Origin of the sequence: Fusobacterium sp., assembly GCF_030528405.1 — a bacterium.
Lineage (GTDB): Bacteria > Fusobacteriota > Fusobacteriia > Fusobacteriales > Fusobacteriaceae > Fusobacterium.
The window spans coordinates 1-17,812 of the sequence record NZ_JAUMYY010000036.1; the positions used below are offsets into that span (position 1 = coordinate 1).

A 17,812-nucleotide genomic window follows, 5' to 3' on the forward strand; every position below is an offset into this window, starting at 1 on the left:
TTACCTCTGCTCTTAAATTCTCTGTTCCAACATTATTTTGCATTGCATTATAAAGTTGTCTTCCTGTTACGGCATCTGTTGATGTAGCTGATAGTTCACCATCTGCAACATTAGTTATCTTTCTCTTTAAAGTTGCAGAACCTACTGATACCTCATTAGAAGATGTTACTGCCGAATTATTTCCTAGTGCTACTGAATTTGTTATTCCTGCACCTATATTTACATTAGAACCCATTACAAAGTTATCATCGCCCGCTATTGTATTATCATTACCGAAGGCATATGAACGATGTCCTGTAACTTTGTTTGGATCTCCGAAAGCTCCTGAATTATTTCCGCTTACCTTATTCCCATATCCAACTGCTGTTGATTTTTCTCCTGAAACTTCATTTTCGGCTCCAAAAGCTGAAGCTCTAAAAGCCCTGGCTTCATTTACAATTCCAAAAGCTGCTGAAGAGCCTACACTGGCTACATTAGATTGTCCAAAAGAAACACTTCCAACTCCACTAGCTTCATTTAAAGTTCCAAAAGCTGACGTTCTATGCCCAATAGATTTATTTCCAAATCCAAAGGCGGAACTTTTTGTTCCACTGGATTTATTGTTTTTTCCAAAGGCTGAGCTTTCAAATCCAATGGATTCATTATAATACCCAAAAGCGGAACTTAATGCCCCATCGGCTTCATTTCCAAATCCAAAGGCTGAGCTTTGTGCTCTATTGGCTTTATTTCCAAATCCAAAGCCAGAACTTGATTGTCCACTAGCTACATTTCCAAATCCAAAAGCGGTACTTTTTGTTCCACTGGCTTTATTTAAAAATCCAAAAGCATTACTTCCCCTTCCACTAGCTTTATTTGCAACACCTACTGCCGAGTCATAAAATTTCTCTGTCGGTTTTGTTGGATCTCCTGCTTCATTTTTATGTTCTACTCCGTTTTTATCAGTAAAACTAATTCCAACTGCTACAACTTCCTGTGAATGTCCTTCACTTCCTGTTCCTTGTACATAACTTGCTGCTAAAGATGATTGTGTTAGTAAAATTAATAATGTAAGTGTTAAAAATTTAAATTTATTTTTCATAAAAACACCCCTTTTTAATTTTTATTTAACTTTATATAATCCCTTCTTAATTTTATTGTATCAAAAAAAAAAAAAATACAACAAATTTATACATTTTATTTAAAATTATTTTATTATTTATTTTTTGAATTTGAAATATAGGAAATTTCCTGCTTTGCATTTTTTTAATTAGGGAGAAAAGGAAAAATTTTTTATTAAAAAAAAATAGCTCCATTTTTTTCTGGAACTATTTTTGAGAATTTATTTAATTTTTATTTCACATATTTTTTTAAATATCCATAACCTTCTTTTTCCATATCATCATAGCTAACAAATCTTATAGAAGCACTATTTATACAATATCTAAGCCCCCCCTTATCTTTAGGACCATCTTTAAATACATGACCTAGGTGAGCATCTCCTGCTCTACTTCTAACCTCAGTCCTTATCATATTATGTGACTCATCTCTTTCATAACTCACAACTTCAGAATTTATTGGTTTAGTAAAACTTGGCCAACCACAGCCTGAATCATATTTATCTGATGATAGGAAAAGTGGCTCTCCCGTTGTTATATCCACATATATTCCTTTTTCATGATTGTCATAATATTCATTACGGAAGGCATATTCTGTATGATTTTCCTGAGTTACCTTGTACTGTAAATCAGTCAACTTTTCTTTCAGTTCTTCATCACTTGGTTTTTTATATTTTATTGGGTCTATTATAGCCTCATTCGCCTTAGATAAATCAATATGACAGTAGCCGTTTGGGTTTTTCTTTAAATAATCCTGATGATATTCCTCTGCTTTATCAAACCTTTCAAGCGGAAGAACTTCTACTACAATTTTTTCTTTATATTTTTTCTGTTCCAATTCTATCTCTTTCAAAGCCACTTCCTTTTGTTCTTCGTTTTGATAATAGATTCCTGTTCTATACTGAACTCCTCTATCACCGCCCTGCTTATTTAAACTTGTGGGATCAATTATTCTGAAATAATGCTTTAAAATTGTAGATAGACTTACTTCGTTTGCATCATATTTTATATAGACCGTTTCTGCATGTCCAGAATTTCTATACACTAAATCTTCATAGCTTGGATTTGGGAAAGGACCATTTGCATAGCCTGAAATAGAATCTAAAACCCCTTCTATTCTTTCAAAGTATGCCTCCACACCCCAAAAACATCCACCTGCTAAATAAATTTCCTCTATTTTTATATCTTTTGTTTTATTTTCCATTTATTCTCCTTTATTCCAAAAAATTTATAAATTTTTTACTTCTTAATGCTATTCTTAGCTCTTTATTTTTTTATAGCTGCCTCAACTATTTTTCTTAAGTTTTCTTCTGTAAGTCCACCTGGTATATAACCCTCTAAATAACCATCGCGTCCTATAACAAAACTTGTTGGAAAAAATTGTATTCCATAATCTTTAGAAACCTTTCCCATTTCATCAAATAGAACTGGATAGCTGACTTTTTTCTTTTCTAAGAATTTTATTATCTCTCCCTTAGCAATATCAGGGTTTTTAGGAGCTTCTTTGGACTTTGGAGCACTTATACCTAAAACAACTAAATCATTCGCATAATCCTTGGATACCCTCTCTAGATATGGTAATTCTTCCACACAATATCCACACCAAGTCGCCCAAAAATTTATAAATACTACCTTTCCCTTATAGTCTTCTAAATTATGTTCCTTACCATTTTGATCTTTCAAAACTATCTTAGGAACTTCCACCTTTTTATCTTCAATTTTTTCTTCTTTCTCTTTTTTAATATCTTCAACTTTTTCCGTTGACTTTGCTAAGTCAACAACATTATTATTTATTGGTTTATCATTTTTATCCTTCCCCATACAGCTAAGTGATAAAGATATAAGCAAGATAAAGAACACAATTAATTTATTTTTCATTTTTCCCCTTTCAATAAAATTTACTTTAATTTATTTTTTAATTCCTCTATTAAAAATTCCCTAGCAACTTTTTTGTATTCCTTAGGAACAAAAACAAAGAATGCCATAGTATTAAACTTATCAAAGTGCTTCTGTGGAAGTAAGTCTGCCAAGCGTCTTTCTTCTCCATTTAAAAGTAAAGAAATAGGTGCTTCCTTAGTTGAATTATAAAATTTGTTATATTTCGTTATAATAAAAACTTCGCCTTCTTTTAGAGCTAATTTTTCTTCCATATTTTTAGTTATTATATTTATACTCTCCTCATTCTTTAAGATTAAACCAAGCTCCTCGTAAGATTTTATTATAGAATTTTCAATTAAATAATTTTCAAAGTCCTTATATTCATAGATAGTTTTCCATAGTGATTTTAAAAAATTTCTTTCAAAAAGTTGCCTTGAGGTAATACTATTAAAAATATGGGCTTTATTCTCCAATGAATATATATAAGTTTTTCTAAGATGCGAATAGATATCGTCGTCACTTATCAAATAATCTGTTATTGCCTTAGGAGAAAAGAAAGCATTTCTATCTAATTCTTCAGGATATTTTCCCCTTTCATTTTCAAAAATCTCCATACATTTTTTTAATATTTTTCCTGTTACATAGTCTGTATAAATTGAAATATGATGGTGATAAACCCAAAGATACAAAGTATCCCTTGAATCTACAACCGACTGAACGGCTGGTATTGCTTTAGCCACATATTTCAGCTCCTTAGTGTCTGAAATAGTTAGGCAAGCAAGCAACCTTTTTATATCCATTTTAGGGGCTATTTCTCCAGTCATATGATTATCTCTCATCAAGTAATCAAGCTTGTCCACATCTATAGCATCTGAATTTAAAATTCTCACACAGATATTTCTATGCCAATTTTCTTCATCATTATAGATATTACCTATTATACATCTACATATAAAAGAAATATCTATATTTTTATTTATTTTTTTCAAGATAACATAAAATTTTCTTAGAATACAGAAACATGATAAAAGCTCATGTTCCTTCCCCATTAGTTTTTTATCGGCATTGAAAAAAGTTCCTTCTATGTCAATTAAATCTGAATATTCCTTTATATTTTCAAATATTTCATTTTTATCTAAAAATTTTTCTCCCAGATGAGAAAATGGAGGATGACCTACATCATGTAAAAGAGCTGCAAGTCTTATATGAAGTTTTAAAAAATCTATCTCTTTGTCTTCCAAGCCATATTTTTTAAAATCTTTTTCTAAAACATTAAAAAAATCACATGCCAGTTGCATAACACCCAAAGAATGCTCATATCTCGTATGATTTGTAGATGGAAAAATATATGAACATGAAAGCTGTTTTATTCTTCTAAGCCGTTGAAAAGATGCAGTATCTATTATTAACTGTAAGTCTTCATCTAAATCTATATAACTATGAACTAAGTCTTTTACAACCTTTACTCCCACTCTTCCTCCTAACTAAAAGCATCAATTTTTAAAGCTTTTTATTACAGTGTAATTAATATAAAATTTCACTCCCAAAAAGTTTTTCATTTGTATATTACATCAGCTATTATTTAATAACTACTATTTTTCTCCTGCTATTTTCTTAGATTTTTCAGTACAAGCTATTACTGCTTCTATAATATTTCCTCTAAAGTTACCATTCTCCAAAACTCTTATTGCCTCTATTGTTGTTCCAGCTGGAGATGTCACCTCATCTTTTAATTCTCCTGGATGTTTCCTCGTTTCTAAAATCATCTTAGCTGAGCCTAAAACAGTCTGTGCAACTATTTCATATGCCTTGTTTCTTGGCATACCTTCCAAAACTCCGCCATCAGCAAGGGCTTCAACAAACATATACACATAGGCAGGAAGAGAACCACTTATTCCTGTATAGGCATGCATTAAATTTTCGTCTATCTCCACACTTTTTCCAAAGCTATTTAAAAGTTTAAATATAATTTCTTTTTCTTCATCTACTATATTTTTATTAAAAGTTACTGCCGTCATAGCTTCTAAAACTTGTGCTGGAGTATTGGGCATTGTCCTAACCACTTTTTTATCTCCACCAACTATACTTTCTGTTTTTTCAAGACAAAAACCTGCTGCTATTGTCAACAATATTCTATTTTCACTTAAAAAATTTCTTATTTTTTTCAAAACTATCGGATAAATATGAGGTTTAACTGCTAAAATTATAATATCACTATTTTCTACGATCTCTATTTCACTGTTTTTTACTGATACACCATAATTTTTTTCCAATAGTTCCACTTTAGCCCTGTCTAAATCAAATATATTAATATTTTCATTTGGGACAAATTTTGAATTTAAAAGACCTTTTATTATTCCACTTCCCATATTTCCTGTTCCAATAAAGCCTATTTTCATAACTGCCCCCCTTATTCTCTAATTTGCCCTTTTCCTCTCACAACATATTTAGTCGTTGTAAGCTCTCTTATTCCCATAGGTCCTCTGGCATGTAATTTCTGTGTTGAAATGCCTATTTCTCCACCGAAGCCAAATTCTCCACCATCTGAAAATCTTGTAGATGCATTTAAATATACAGCTGCTGAATCCACTTCATTTAAAAATTTCTCTGCATTATCAATGTTTTCTGTAATTATTGAATCTGAGTGATGTGTGCCATGAGTGTTTATATATTCAATCGCTTCATCAACATTTTTAACCAGTTTAAGTGATAAAATTAAATCTAAATATTCTGCTCCAAAATCATCTTCGCTCGCTAACTTTACCTCCGCTCTATTAGCTATAAAATCAATAGCTTCCTCACTATATCTTAATTCTACCTTATCTTTTAAAAGCATATCTGTTAAATCTTGTAAAATTTTATCCGCTATATCTCTGTGAATTAAAACAGTTTCAATGGAGTTACAAGTACTTGGTCTTTGAGTTTTTGCATTTTCTATTATTTTTAAAGCTATGTCAATTTTGGCACTTTTATCTACAAATACATGGCAAACTCCTGCACCTGTTTCTATTACTGGTATAGTTGCATTTTCTATTATAAATCTTTTTAAGCCCTTTCCACCTCTTGGAATTATAACATCGATATATTCATCTAAAGTTATCATTTGTCTTGCTAGTTCTCTATCTGTACCTTCTATAAGTTGAACAGAGTTTTCAGGTAGGCCATATTTTATCCCAACCTCATTAAATAATTTATTTAAATAAATATTTGAATTTATTGCGTTAGCTGAACCCCTTAAAATTATTGCATTGGAAGATTTTAGTGCCAAACCTGCCGAATCAATAGTCACATTTGGTCTGGATTCATAAATCATTCCTATTACACCTAAAGGTACTCTTTTTTTCTCAATAGAAATCCCATTTTTATGTCTCCAACCTGACACTATTTCTCCAATTGGATCAGTAAAAGCTGCCATCTCTTTTAAACTTTCTGCCATTCCTTCTATTCTTTTATCTGTTAATTCCAGTCTGTCAAGAAGAGCATAGGAAAGTCCTGCTTCTTTTCCTTTTTCTAAATCAATCTTATTAGCTTTCTTAATTTCTTCTTTTTTTACAAGTAACTCAGCCGCAACCGCAAGTAAAATATTATTTTTTGTTTTAGCATCTAAAAGCAATAATTTTTTTGTTGCTTCTTTAGCCTTTCTTCCCATTTCTTCTATATAATTATTTTTCATTTTAAAAACCTCTCTCATATATTTTATACTGAATTAGTCTAGGTATAAATTATCTCACTTTTTACAATTTTTTTCAAGAAAAAATATGCACTCAAGCCAAATCAGAGCCAAGTGCATATTTCTTATTTTTTTTCTATTACAAGCATATTGTCAATATGAATTATAACGTCATCATACTTATGACCCAATATTTTTTCTATTGCCTCACTCTTACGACCTTTTATTAAATCTATTTCTTCTGATGAATAGTTAGATATACCTGTTGCTATAAGTTCATCTTTTAAATTAGTAATCTTCAAGACTGTTCCTCTATCAAAACTTCCTTCAACAGCTTTCACCCCAACTGGAAGTAAACTACTTCCCTTACGGATAGCTTTCTCAGCTCCCTCATCAACTAAAAGCACTCCTTTTTTATGTGGACCATAAGCAAGCCAATATTTTCTTGAACTTATTCTTTTACTTTCTTTTATAAATAAAGTTCCTATATTTTCCTTTTCGACTATTCTTGATATATTTTTAGGGTCTTCACCACTTGCTATTACCAAGTTTGTTCCTATTTTAGTTGCCATTTCTGCTGCAATTATTTTAGTCGACATTCCTCCTGTACCAAATTTTGAGCCTTCCCCACCTGCCATAGTTCTTATTTCAGCATCAATTTTATTAACAGTTTCAAATAAAATAGCATCTTTATACTTCTGTGGATTTTTATTATACAGCCCCTCAACATCTGATAAAATTATAAGTAAATCTGCATCTATAAGCCCAGATACAAGAGCTGAAATAGTATCATTATCTCCCACCTTTATCTCATCTGCTACAACTGCATCATTTTCATTAATTATAGGAATTATTTTTTTGCTTAGAAGTGTATTACACACATTTCTTGCAATTAAATATCTTTTCCTATCTGCAAAATCTAACTTGGTTAAAAGTAGCTGCCCTATTATCTTTGAATGTTCTTCAAATAATGTTTGATATAAATGCATTAAAGAAACCTGTCCAACTGCAGCCACAGCTTGCTTTTCTGATAATGCTTTGGGTTTTTCTAAAAGATTTAATTTTCCCATACCTGCTCCAACAGCACCAGATGTTACAAGAACTACATCATACCCCTTATCCGACAAGCTACTAAGCTCAAAAACTATCTTCTTAATTTTTTCTACATTTAAATTTCCATCTGCTTTTGTTAAAGTCGATGTTCCAACTTTTACAACTACTTTTTTTATATTTTTTAAAAGTTCTTCTCTGCTAATATTTTTCATATAAATCACTTAACCTCTTTATTAAAACTATTACATTTAATAATTCAATATAAAAATATTTTTCATTTAACCAATTTCTTTTCATATTCTTTTAATGAATCTAAAGCTGGATTAGCAATTGGAATTATGCATATAATATTTATTACTGTCATTATTCCCAAACCAAAGTCTGCCAGTGACCACACAAAGAAATCTTGCTTCACTCCTCCAACATAAATCATTATAATAACAAGTATCTGATATAGCAAATTTAGATTTTTATTATCACTTATAAAATACATAGCACTCTTTCCGTAGAAAATAACAGCTAGAATAGTTGTAACACAGAAAAAAAACATTAAAACAACAACAAGTGGTGCTCCTAATGAACCTATGTGATGACTTATAGCTGCTTGGAATAATCCCATACCTGATAAACCACTTGTAAGACTCGGAGGTACAAGTAAAACTATAAAGGCTGTCGCCGAACATATAACCAAGGTATCTATAAATACTCCAAAAGCCTGTACCATTCCTTGTTTCGCTGGCATTTCTACTTCTACGGCTGCAGCTGCATAATTTGAGTTGCCACTTCCTGCCTCATTTGAGAACAATCCTCTTCTAACTCCATGCATAACCACTGCTCCAAAAGCACCACCGAAAATTTCTTTAGCTCCAAAAGCTTGATAAAAAATATTAGTTAACATAGCTGGTATAGCTTTAAAATTTGTTACTAAAACGAAAATAACTATAAATATATAAATAACTGCCATAAAAGGGACTATTTTATTTAAAGTTAAAATTATTGAGTCCTTCTTTGACTTACTAAAAAATATTATATAGGCAACAACTATTGCAAGTGCTATAGAGCTAAGAGTTTGAATATTCATTCCAATATAATTCAAAGTATAAACGCTTGATATAGAACCTGTGATTGAGTTAGACATAACCTGAATGACTCCCATATAACAAATTATAGAAGCTATTGCATAAATTATTCCCAACCACCTCATATTAAGTCTTTCTTCTAAGATAAATGGAGTTCCTCCTACAAAATTTCCATCAGATTGTTTCTTTCTGTAGATTACTGCAAGACTTGATTCAATAAAAGCTGTTGCTGAGCCTAAAAAAGCTACTAGCCACATCCAAAAAATTGCTCCTGGTCCTCCTGCTGAAATAGCCGCTACAACTCCCGCAATATTTCCCGCTCCTACTCTACATGCCGTTCCTAAAAAGAATGTTTCAAGCGAACTTACTCCTTTTCCATTTTTTTCACTTTTAAATAGCACTTTTATAATTTTTCCAAATAATCTAATTTGCATAAACTTTGTTTTAAATGTAAAATATAGTGCTGCCCCTACAAGCATAAACACTAAAATATTTTTTCCCCATAGAAAAGCGTTAACTAAGTCTACTATCGTGCTTATATACGACATTTCATATCCCCCTTTTATATCTACAATATTGGTGTAGTATAACATAAAAAAACAAAAAATTCAAACAAATGTTTGAATTTTAAGTATCTTTGTAATTAATTTCTAATATAGTTTTAGTGTATAATTTTATAAATTTCTTCTATATTCAGAGATTCCCTCATTAAATTTGCCAGTTTATCATATTGTTCTTCTTTAAAATCAGAAAATTTTTTTATTTTATTAACAAGCGGCATATTTTTTTTCGCCCTCACAAGATTCAAAAATCCATTAGTAAATTCAGTATTATCAAATATACCATGGATATAGGTTGCAAATATATTATCCTTACAAACAATTGCCTTATCAATAGTTGATATACCTTGATGAATTTCATAACCTCTTATTTTTAATCCTTTTAAATCTTTTAAAATTCCCTCTTCGATATCAATAGCTCTCTCTATCTGTACAGTTCTTTTTATTTCTTCAAATTTAGTTTCAAAGTCAAAAAAGTTAAAACCCTCTGTTTCAGTAAAATCACTCTCTAATTTCATAGGATCTAAAATTTTACTTCCCATCATCTGTAATCCTCCACAGATACCAATAATTATAGTTCCTTTTTCTTTTAATTCCTTAATTTTTTCAAATATACCCCTCTCCTTTAAATCCTCCAAATCACTTATAGTATTTTTAGTACCTGGAAGAATTATTACATCCTCAGCTCCCAAATCTTCTTTATTTTTTATATATTTAACTCTTACATCTTTATATTGTTTAAAAATATGGAAATCTGTGAAATTAGATATTTTTTTAGTTTTTATTATGCTTATCTCTATGTATTTCTTAGTTTCATCATATACTTTTTCTATTCTAGAAAGACTATCTTCCTCTTCTATTTCAAAATCTCCATACGGCATAACGCCTAAAAATTTTATATCTAAATTCTCCTCTTTAAATTTCTTATCTAAAAAAGCTATGGCCGTTTTTAAAAGACTGGCATCTCCCCTAAATTTATTAATTATTATTCCCTTTATTCTCTTTCTGTCTTCTTTATTCAAGAGCATAACTGTTCCATATAATGAGGCAAATACTCCTCCTCTATCAATATCTCCAACTAAAATGACTGGTGCATCTATCTGTTCTGCCATGCCCATATTCACTATATCGTACTCTCTTAAATTTACTTCAGCTGGACTTCCTGCACCTTCAAGAACACAAATATCAAAATTTTCTTCAATATATTTGTAAGCTTCTCTTGATATTCTTTTTAATTCCTTAGACTTAGAGAAATATTCTTTTGCACTTAAATTAAATCTCGCTACACCGTTTATTATTACCTGTGAATTGTTATCAGAATTAGGCTTTAATAATATTGGATTCATAAAAGCTCTGGGTATTTCATAAGCTGCTTCAGCTTGAATAACGGTTCCTCTGCTCATCTCCAAACCTTCTATATCAACAAAAGAATTAAGTGCCATATTTTGAGATTTAAAAGGTGTTACCCTATATCCATCCTGTGCAAAAATTCTGCATAGTCCTGCAACTAGTAAGGTTTTTCCAACTGACGAAGCTGTTCCCTGTATCATTATTTTTTTATGCATACTGTCTGCCTTCTTTCAATTTTATTTTAATAAAATTATAGCATAATTAATACCTTGTATAAAATATTTTAATGAGCTATAAAATAGTTTTTATTTATATAAAATACAATAACTTTATAGCTTTCCATATATTAAAAAAGAAATCTTTCAAATTTTTTATCTTTGAAAAATTTCTTTCACTATTTTTTATAAATTTTCTTTTATTATTGATATCAATTTAGCTGCTGTTAAGTCATATTTTTCAAGAAGCTCCGCTCCTTTACCACTTTGCCCAAACTTATCATAAACACCAAGTTTTTTTACTTTTGTCGGGTAAACCTCTGATAAAAATTCAGAAACTGCTGATCCTAAACCTCCTATAACAGAGTGTTCCTCTGCTGTAACTATAAATTTTGTTTCCTTAGCAGCCTTTAATATTGTTTCACCATCTAAAGGCTTTATTGTTCCAACATTTATAACTCTAACTGAAATATTTTCCTTAGCAAGCTCTTCTGCTGCCTTCATAGCTTCCTGAGTTAGAAGACCTGTTGAAACAATACTCACATCTTTACCTTCTCTTAAAGTATTGGCAATACCTATTTGAAAATTATACTCCTCATCTAAAATTGTTTCCACATCTAATCTTCCCAATCTTAAATACACTGGTCCTTCATACTCTGCTGCTGCAAAAACCATTTTTTTAGTTTCCACTGCATCACAAGGTGATAAAACAACCATGCCAGGAATTGCCCTCATAAGAGCAATATCTTCTATGGATTGATGTGAACCTCCATCCTCTCCAACTGATATACCAGCATGAGTTGGAGCTATCTTAACATTTAATTTGGGATAGGCCACCGTATTTCTTATTTGTTCGAAGGCTCTGCCCGCTGCAAACATAGCAAAGGTTGAGGCAAAGGCTATTCTTCCACAAGTAACAAGTCCTGCTGCTGTTCCTATTAAATCTCCTTCAGCTATGCCGACATTTATATGTCTTTCTGGAAAAGCTTTTTTAAATAAATCTGTTTTTGTTGATTTGCTTAGATCTGCATCTAAGACAACTATATTTTTATTAATTTTCCCAAGTTCCACTAAAGCTTCCCCATAAGCTTGTCTAGTAGATTTTTTACTCATAAAATTCTCCTCCCTATGCCAACTCACTTAAAGCCTTATCTCTTTCTTCAACAGTAGGTGCCACCCCGTGAAAACCACATACATTTTCCATAAAAGATACTCCCTTACCTTTTACCGTCTTAGCAACTACCATAGTAGGTTTTCCTTTACATTCTTTAGCACTGTCTAAGGCAGAAAATATTTCTTCTAAACTATGCCCATCTATCTCAACTACATTCCAACCAAAGGCTTTCCATTTTTCTACAACTGGTTCTATACCCATTATGTTAGAAACATTGCCATCTATTTGTAAGTCATTGTAATCAAGAAAGGCACATAAATTATCCAGTTTATAGTGAGCTGCCGACATTGCTGCTTCCCATATTTGCCCTTCTTGAATTTCTCCATCTCCAAGCATTACAAAAACTCTATAATCTTCATTATAAATTTTAGCATTTAATGCCATTCCATTTGCAACCGATAATCCCTGTCCCAAAGAACCAGTCGAAATTTCTATTCCTGGAAGTTTTTTCATATCTGGATGACCCTGCAATTTACTTCCAAATTTCCTTAAAGTTTTTAATTCTTCCTTTGCAAAAAAACCCTTTTCTGCTAGGGTAGCATATAAACCTGGTGCTGCATGTCCTTTTGATAAGACAAATCTATCTCTTCCTTCCATTTTAGGATTTTTGGGGTCTATATTCATTTCTGAAAAGTACAAAGCTGTCAAAATATCTGTAGCAGACAGAGAACCTCCTGGATGTCCTGATTTAGCTTCACATATCATAGATACAATAGATTTTCTAATTTCCTTAGCTTTTTCTTTTAAAAAACTAATGTCTCTCATTTTGTCTCCTTCCTTACAAATAGTTTAAATAGTTCATGCAAGTAACCTATACACCAACTCTTTTTTTACTATAAAAATTTTTTCCAATTCAGTTAAATTATATTATTTTATAAATTTAGTGTCAAGTTGTATAAAATATTTATACTATTTTTCCAAGCAGATTTTTTAAAAAATTAAAAATAATTCTAAACTTTAAACTTCCCAATCCTCCAACTAAAAAAATAAATATTAAAAAAGGTCTTATAAATATTCTCTCAGCTCTGGTTTTCTTTATAAAAGTTAGAATAGCTAAAATTAAAATAAATATATACTCATATATGTCTGTCATATAAAAAATACCAATAAAAATGTTTATTATAATGGTCATTACAAAGAATAATTTAGTTATATTTTCATCACAACTTATATTTATAGGTATTTTTAAAAGAGCTCCTCCCTGCCACTTATAAGGGAACAAATCAAATAAAATATGAACAGCAATAGCTATTGAAAATCCTACTATAAAATACTTAAAAAAGAAATCAGCTTTAACTCTATAAATAAAGATTAATAAAAGTGTTATAAAAGGGCTGTGTGTTATTATGCTTCTGTGTCTTAAGCCTAATTTAAAATCCCAATCTGGTAATTTTATTCCAAATAAAAATGCTACAAAAATCAAAGTGAAACCTAAAATATTTATATTTTTTATTAAATTTTCAACTATGTCCATAATCTCTCCTGTCTTTAAAATGCCCTTGTATATTCTATTACAAAAAATATTTTTTTTCAAAAAAAAAAATCTCATCAATTAAGATGAGAATTTTCTTTTTTTATTTATAAAAAATACTATTAAAAAGATTATAGCTATTACAACTGATATTGTTCCAGATATCGATACATCCAGTTTTATTGCCAGATTAACTCCTATTATTGAAGAAATAACTCCAAATATTATACTATAAAGTATCATCTGCCTAAGCCTTTTTGAAATAATATAGGCAGTTGCAGCAGGACCTACCATAAAAGAAATCATAAGAGTTGCTCCAACTGCTTCAAATGAAGTAATAGCTGTTACTGAAACCATAGTCATCAATAAATAATGAACTAAAACTGGCATAAGTCCTAAAGAACTTGCCAAAACTTTATCAAAAATTGAGATTTTTATCTCTTTAAAGAAACTTATGACAAAAATTATATTTATAAAAAGAACTACTACACCTATTACCAATGAATTAGCTAATTTTAATCCGAAAATTTCCCTTGTATGAAAAGGAGCAAAGGCTATTTCTCCAAGTAAAACAGCATCTATGTCCAAATGAATATTAGCTGTATATTTTGAAATTAAAATAACTGCTAAACTGAAAAGAAAAGCTAAAACAATCCCTATTGAAGCATCTTCCTTAATTAATCGACTACTAGATAAAAGTTCAACCAAGTAAACAGTCAGTACTCCAAAAAGAGAAGCTCCCACAATTAAAAATGGTGAATCCAATCTGTGAACTATAAAGAAACACAAAACTATACCCAATAAAATTGTGTGAGTTATAGCATCAGTGAGCATAGACATTTTTTTTAAAACTAAGAATACTCCAAGTAATGAACAAGATATAGAAATTAAAATAGCTATCAAATGTATAACCAAAAATGAGCTCATTTTTGACCACCTCCAAGCTGCTTTTCCCTCAAATCTTTATTTCGTTTATAATTTTTATATAATTTTACTACTATGCCCTCTTTTACAGAAAAAACTAAACTAAAGATAACAAAAAAACTTGATATAACAACAATTAAAGGTCCTGTTGGTAAAGATGTATCTAAAGTAGATATTATAGAACCAAAGGCTCCTGATAAAAATCCAAAAATAGCTGAAATTATAACAACTGTCAAAAGCTTATCACTCCATTGTCTTGCTGCCACGGCTGGAGCAATTATCATAGCTGTAATCAATATAACACCTGCTATTTGGATTCCTAATATTATATTAATAACCAACAGAACTGAAACCATAAATCTAATTTTATCGCTATCTATACCTAAAGTTTTGGCATATTCTTTGTCAAAAATACTAATCTTTATTTCTTTCCAAAATAAAATAATCATAAACAATAAAAGCAAGCCTATGGCTACAATGAAATAAATATCTTTTACTACCAATGTAGAAGCCTGACCAAAAATAAATCTATTTAAGCCTGCTTTTTTTGCTCCTGGAATTTTCTTTAAATATGTCAATAGCACCAAACCAAATCCAAAAAAACTTGAGAGCATCATAGCTATAGCACTATCAAATTTTATTTTTGAATATATTTGTATATAGTGAATTAAACTAATACATATAAGTCCAACTATTAAAGCTCCCAAAAGTAATATATACATTTCCTTTCTGCCAGTTAATAAAAATGCCATACAGACTCCAGCAAGAGAAGCATGAGCAACTCCATCACCAAGCAAACTCTCTTTCTTTAAAACAGCAAAATTGCCTATAATAGCGCTTATCATTGCCAAAAGAGAGCAACCTATAGTTACTACCTTAAAAGTATAACTATTCAAAAAAAGGTTCAAATAACTAATCATAAGTTTCCTCACTTTTTCTATAAGTTATTTCTATATTTTCTTCAGTAAATACATCCTCTACTTTCCCCTTTGCAACGATAGTCTTATTAAGTAAAATTACCTTATCAAAATATACAGGAACTGTCTGTAAATCATGATGAACCACCAATACTGTTTTATTTTCTGATTTTAATTTTTTTAAAATATCAACTATTGACTTTTCTGTTTTTGCATCCACACCTTGAAAGGGTTCATCCATTAAATAGATTTCAGCATCCTGAACTAATGCTCTTGCTAAAAAAGTTCTTTGTTGCTGCCCACCTGAAAGCTGTGAGATCTGCCTATCCATAAAGTCTAACATACCCACTTGCCCTATTGCTTTTTTTACTCTCTCCTTTTCTTCTTTAGAAACTCTTTTAAAAAAACCTACTCTTCCATAAGAACCCATCTCAACAACATCAAAAAGTGTAGTGGGAAAATCCCAGTCTACACTTCCTCTCTGTGGTACATATGCCACTTTTTTTCTCTCTTCTTTATAAGTTTTTCCATTTATTTTTATCGTTCCAATTATAGGTTTTAGAAAATTTAATATAGTTTTTATAAGTGTAGATTTCCCTGCTCCATTTGGACCAACTAGAGCTATAAAATCCCCTTTTTCAATATCTAAATTTATATTTTCTAAAACTGCCCCCTCTCCATAGGCAACAGTTAGATTTTTAATTTCTATTACATTCATACTATCCCCAATCTAATTTCTACTCAAATTTCCTTATTATTTTAAAGCATCTGCTATTATATCAGCATTTGCTTTTAATGTTTTAATATATGTTTCAGTATTGTTTTCCTTATCTCCCATAGAATCGGAATACAATTCTCCACCTATTTCTACATTCTTGCCCTTAGATTTTACTGCTTCTTGTAGAGCTTCTATACTTCTATGGTTTACAGAAGATTCAACAAATATTGCCTTTATATTTTTTTCAACTATGAAATTAGCTAAGTCTTCTATTTCCTTTGTTCCTATTTCAGAATCTGTTGAAACTCCTTGTATAGCCTTAACTTCTAAGCCAAACTGATCAGCAAAATATCCAAAAGCATCGTGTGCTGTTATTAAATATCTTGAACCTTCAGGAATTTCAGCTATTCTATTTTTTACATAAGCTGTTGCCTCTTCTAATTCTTTTAAATAATCTTTTAAATTGCCTTCAAAAAACTCTTTGTTTTCAGGTTGTATAGAAGCTAGTTTTTCTGCTACAGCTTTTGCTTGTATTCCCCAAAACTCAGTATTAAACCAAACATGAGGATCATAAGTATTTTCATCTTCCATAGTTAACTTAGATTTATCAAGTTGCTCTCCTAAATTTAAAGGTTTTTTATCTTCTAAATTTTTAAATATATCTTCCATTTTTCCTTCTAGATGCAAACCACCATAAACAACTAAATCTGCATTTTGTAATTTTTCTACATCTCCTGCAGTGGCAACATATAAATGCGGATCTTCCCCTTCATTCATAAGCCCTACTACTTCCACCTTGTCCTTTCCTATTTCTTCAACTAAATTTACAAAATAATTTAAAGTTGTCGTCACTCTAATTTTTTCTACTTTTTTATCAGTGCTCTTTCCTCCACAAGCTATTACAAATAAACTTAACATAGCTATTATAGAAAATTTAAATCCCTTTTTTATTACTTTTTTTAATAATCCTTTCATCTTTTCCTCCATTTTAATTTTATTAGTTTATATTTCAAGTTTATCGTAATTCAAGAAATTTGTCAATCAAAATTTAAGAAAATAGAAGATTATGAAATTTTCTTTAGTTAATGAAAAAACATAAAACGGAATAAAATATTCATTTTCTATTTTCATTATCTTTATTATTTAATATTATATACCATATTTAAAAAAATATATTATTTTTTTAAAATTTTAATTAGTATAAATAATTAATTTGTTTTTTATTTTAAGGCAATAAAAAAGAGTTTGTTTTGTTTATAAATTTACAAACTCTTGAATACTTTTTAATTATATTTTGATAACTTTTTATCTATGCTTAAAAGATCACCTTTTGGCTTATAATTAACTTTTATATAGGACATAAGTCCTTCTGCTCCAGCTTTTATTGCTATAATATGACATTCTTTAATTATTTCCATTAATTCTTCATAATTTCCTTCTATAGTTGTTTCAAAAGGTCCAACATGAGTTTTTAGGTTTTTACTCTTTATATATGATATAACTTCATCTACAACTTTAATAAGTTCATCATTATTTTTAACATCTGGTAAAACCTGTATGGCTATACTGGCATTAACTTCTTTCATATAACTCCTCCTAACCTTTTGTATACTATATTATAACATTTTTATAGGAAATAATTTATTTTATTAAAATGGGTGTATACTTTTTGGTGTTGATGGATTATTACTCTAATCCGCTCAACACCT

16 protein-coding genes and 1 pseudogene are annotated in these 17,812 nt (G+C 30.1%); all 17 read right to left on the reverse strand.

The window, feature by feature from the left end:
- A pseudogene (locus tag Q4A58_RS06445) lies at positions 1–1,078 on the reverse strand (cell surface protein); the annotation flags it as partial.
- A gap of 251 nt (positions 1,079–1,329) precedes the next feature.
- Positions 1,330–2,298 carry a bifunctional peptide-methionine (S)-S-oxide reductase MsrA/peptide-methionine (R)-S-oxide reductase MsrB gene (msrAB, locus tag Q4A58_RS06450; protein WP_303117609.1) on the reverse strand — a complete coding sequence of 323 codons (969 nt, stop codon included), beginning with the start codon at positions 2,296–2,298 and terminating at the stop codon, positions 1,330–1,332.
- Positions 2,299–2,360: 62 nt separating this feature from the next.
- On the reverse strand, positions 2,361–2,972 hold the full coding sequence (locus Q4A58_RS06455) for a TlpA disulfide reductase family protein (RefSeq protein WP_303117628.1): 612 nt from the start codon (positions 2,970–2,972) through the stop codon (positions 2,361–2,363).
- A 20-nt stretch (positions 2,973–2,992) separates the two neighbouring features.
- On the reverse strand, positions 2,993–4,444 hold the full coding sequence (locus Q4A58_RS06460) for an HD domain-containing protein (protein WP_303117629.1): 1,452 nt from the start codon (positions 4,442–4,444) through the stop codon (positions 2,993–2,995).
- A gap of 120 nt (positions 4,445–4,564) precedes the next feature.
- A complete protein-coding gene (gene proC / locus Q4A58_RS06465) occupies positions 4,565–5,371 on the reverse strand; it encodes a pyrroline-5-carboxylate reductase (RefSeq protein WP_303117631.1) in 807 nt (268 codons plus the stop codon).
- 11 nt (positions 5,372–5,382) lie between these two features.
- Entirely contained in the window at positions 5,383–6,645 is a 1,263-nt protein-coding gene (locus Q4A58_RS06470; RefSeq protein ID WP_303117633.1) for a glutamate-5-semialdehyde dehydrogenase, read from the reverse strand.
- Between the two features lie 122 nt (positions 6,646–6,767).
- On the reverse strand, positions 6,768–7,907 hold the full coding sequence (proB, locus tag Q4A58_RS06475; RefSeq protein ID WP_303117635.1) for a glutamate 5-kinase: 1,140 nt from the start codon (positions 7,905–7,907) through the stop codon (positions 6,768–6,770).
- A gap of 62 nt (positions 7,908–7,969) precedes the next feature.
- The gene (locus tag Q4A58_RS06480) at positions 7,970–9,322 is read right to left on the reverse strand and encodes a sodium:alanine symporter family protein (RefSeq protein WP_303117637.1); all 1,353 of its coding nucleotides are present in this window, start codon (positions 9,320–9,322) and stop codon (positions 7,970–7,972) included.
- A 113-nt stretch (positions 9,323–9,435) separates the two neighbouring features.
- Complete coding sequence (locus Q4A58_RS06485; protein ID WP_303117639.1) at positions 9,436–10,899, reverse strand: cobyric acid synthase; 1,464 nt, start codon at positions 10,897–10,899, stop codon at positions 9,436–9,438.
- Between the two features lie 186 nt (positions 10,900–11,085).
- A complete protein-coding gene (locus tag Q4A58_RS06490) occupies positions 11,086–12,012 on the reverse strand; it encodes a transketolase family protein (protein ID WP_303117641.1) in 927 nt (308 codons plus the stop codon).
- Between the two features lie 13 nt (positions 12,013–12,025).
- Positions 12,026–12,838 carry a transketolase gene (locus Q4A58_RS06495; RefSeq protein ID WP_303117643.1) on the reverse strand — a complete coding sequence of 271 codons (813 nt, stop codon included), beginning with the start codon at positions 12,836–12,838 and terminating at the stop codon, positions 12,026–12,028.
- Between the two features lie 139 nt (positions 12,839–12,977).
- A complete protein-coding gene (locus Q4A58_RS06500; RefSeq protein ID WP_303117645.1) occupies positions 12,978–13,547 on the reverse strand; it encodes a hypothetical protein in 570 nt (189 codons plus the stop codon).
- Between the two features lie 78 nt (positions 13,548–13,625).
- Positions 13,626–14,471 (reverse strand): metal ABC transporter permease, encoded by an 846-nt coding sequence (locus Q4A58_RS06505; protein WP_303117646.1) that lies wholly within the window; start codon positions 14,469–14,471, stop codon positions 13,626–13,628.
- On the reverse strand, positions 14,468–15,388 hold the full coding sequence (locus tag Q4A58_RS06510; RefSeq protein WP_303117648.1) for a metal ABC transporter permease: 921 nt from the start codon (positions 15,386–15,388) through the stop codon (positions 14,468–14,470). The genes Q4A58_RS06505 and Q4A58_RS06510 overlap by 4 nt, the downstream gene beginning before the upstream one ends.
- Entirely contained in the window at positions 15,381–16,103 is a 723-nt protein-coding gene (locus Q4A58_RS06515) for a metal ABC transporter ATP-binding protein (RefSeq protein ID WP_303117650.1), read from the reverse strand. Before Q4A58_RS06515 ends, Q4A58_RS06510 begins: the two co-directional genes overlap by 8 nt.
- A 36-nt stretch (positions 16,104–16,139) precedes the next feature.
- Positions 16,140–17,054 carry a metal ABC transporter solute-binding protein, Zn/Mn family gene (locus tag Q4A58_RS06520; RefSeq protein ID WP_303117654.1) on the reverse strand — a complete coding sequence of 305 codons (915 nt, stop codon included), beginning with the start codon at positions 17,052–17,054 and terminating at the stop codon, positions 16,140–16,142.
- A 332-nt stretch (positions 17,055–17,386) separates the two neighbouring features.
- Entirely contained in the window at positions 17,387–17,689 is a 303-nt protein-coding gene (locus Q4A58_RS06525; protein WP_303117652.1) for a thiamine-binding protein, read from the reverse strand.
- Positions 17,690–17,812 lie beyond the last annotated feature (123 nt).

Coding starts and splice junctions, on each gene's coding strand:
- Q4A58_RS06500 (WP_303117645.1), bottom strand. CDS start 13,547: ATGGACATAGTTGAAAATTTAATAAAAAATATAAATATTTTAGGTTTC.
- Q4A58_RS06510 (WP_303117648.1), bottom strand. CDS start 15,388: ATGATTAGTTATTTGAACCTTTTTTTGAATAGTTATACTTTTAAGGTA.
- Q4A58_RS06470 (WP_303117633.1), bottom strand. CDS start 6,645: ATGAAAAATAATTATATAGAAGAAATGGGAAGAAAGGCTAAAGAAGCA.
- Q4A58_RS06485 (WP_303117639.1), bottom strand. CDS start 10,899: ATGCATAAAAAAATAATGATACAGGGAACAGCTTCGTCAGTTGGAAAA.
- Q4A58_RS06480 (WP_303117637.1), bottom strand. CDS start 9,322: ATGTCGTATATAAGCACGATAGTAGACTTAGTTAACGCTTTTCTATGG.
- Q4A58_RS06490 (WP_303117641.1), bottom strand. CDS start 12,012: ATGAGTAAAAAATCTACTAGACAAGCTTATGGGGAAGCTTTAGTGGAA.
- msrAB (WP_303117609.1), bottom strand. CDS start 2,298: ATGGAAAATAAAACAAAAGATATAAAAATAGAGGAAATTTATTTAGCA.
- proC (WP_303117631.1), bottom strand. CDS start 5,371: ATGAAAATAGGCTTTATTGGAACAGGAAATATGGGAAGTGGAATAATA.
- Q4A58_RS06505 (WP_303117646.1), bottom strand. CDS start 14,471: ATGAGCTCATTTTTGGTTATACATTTGATAGCTATTTTAATTTCTATA.
- proB (WP_303117635.1), bottom strand. CDS start 7,907: ATGAAAAATATTAGCAGAGAAGAACTTTTAAAAAATATAAAAAAAGTA.
- Q4A58_RS06495 (WP_303117643.1), bottom strand. CDS start 12,838: ATGAGAGACATTAGTTTTTTAAAAGAAAAAGCTAAGGAAATTAGAAAA.
- Q4A58_RS06515 (WP_303117650.1), bottom strand. CDS start 16,103: ATGAATGTAATAGAAATTAAAAATCTAACTGTTGCCTATGGAGAGGGG.
- Q4A58_RS06525 (WP_303117652.1), bottom strand. CDS start 17,689: ATGAAAGAAGTTAATGCCAGTATAGCCATACAGGTTTTACCAGATGTT.
- Q4A58_RS06455 (WP_303117628.1), bottom strand. CDS start 2,972: ATGAAAAATAAATTAATTGTGTTCTTTATCTTGCTTATATCTTTATCA.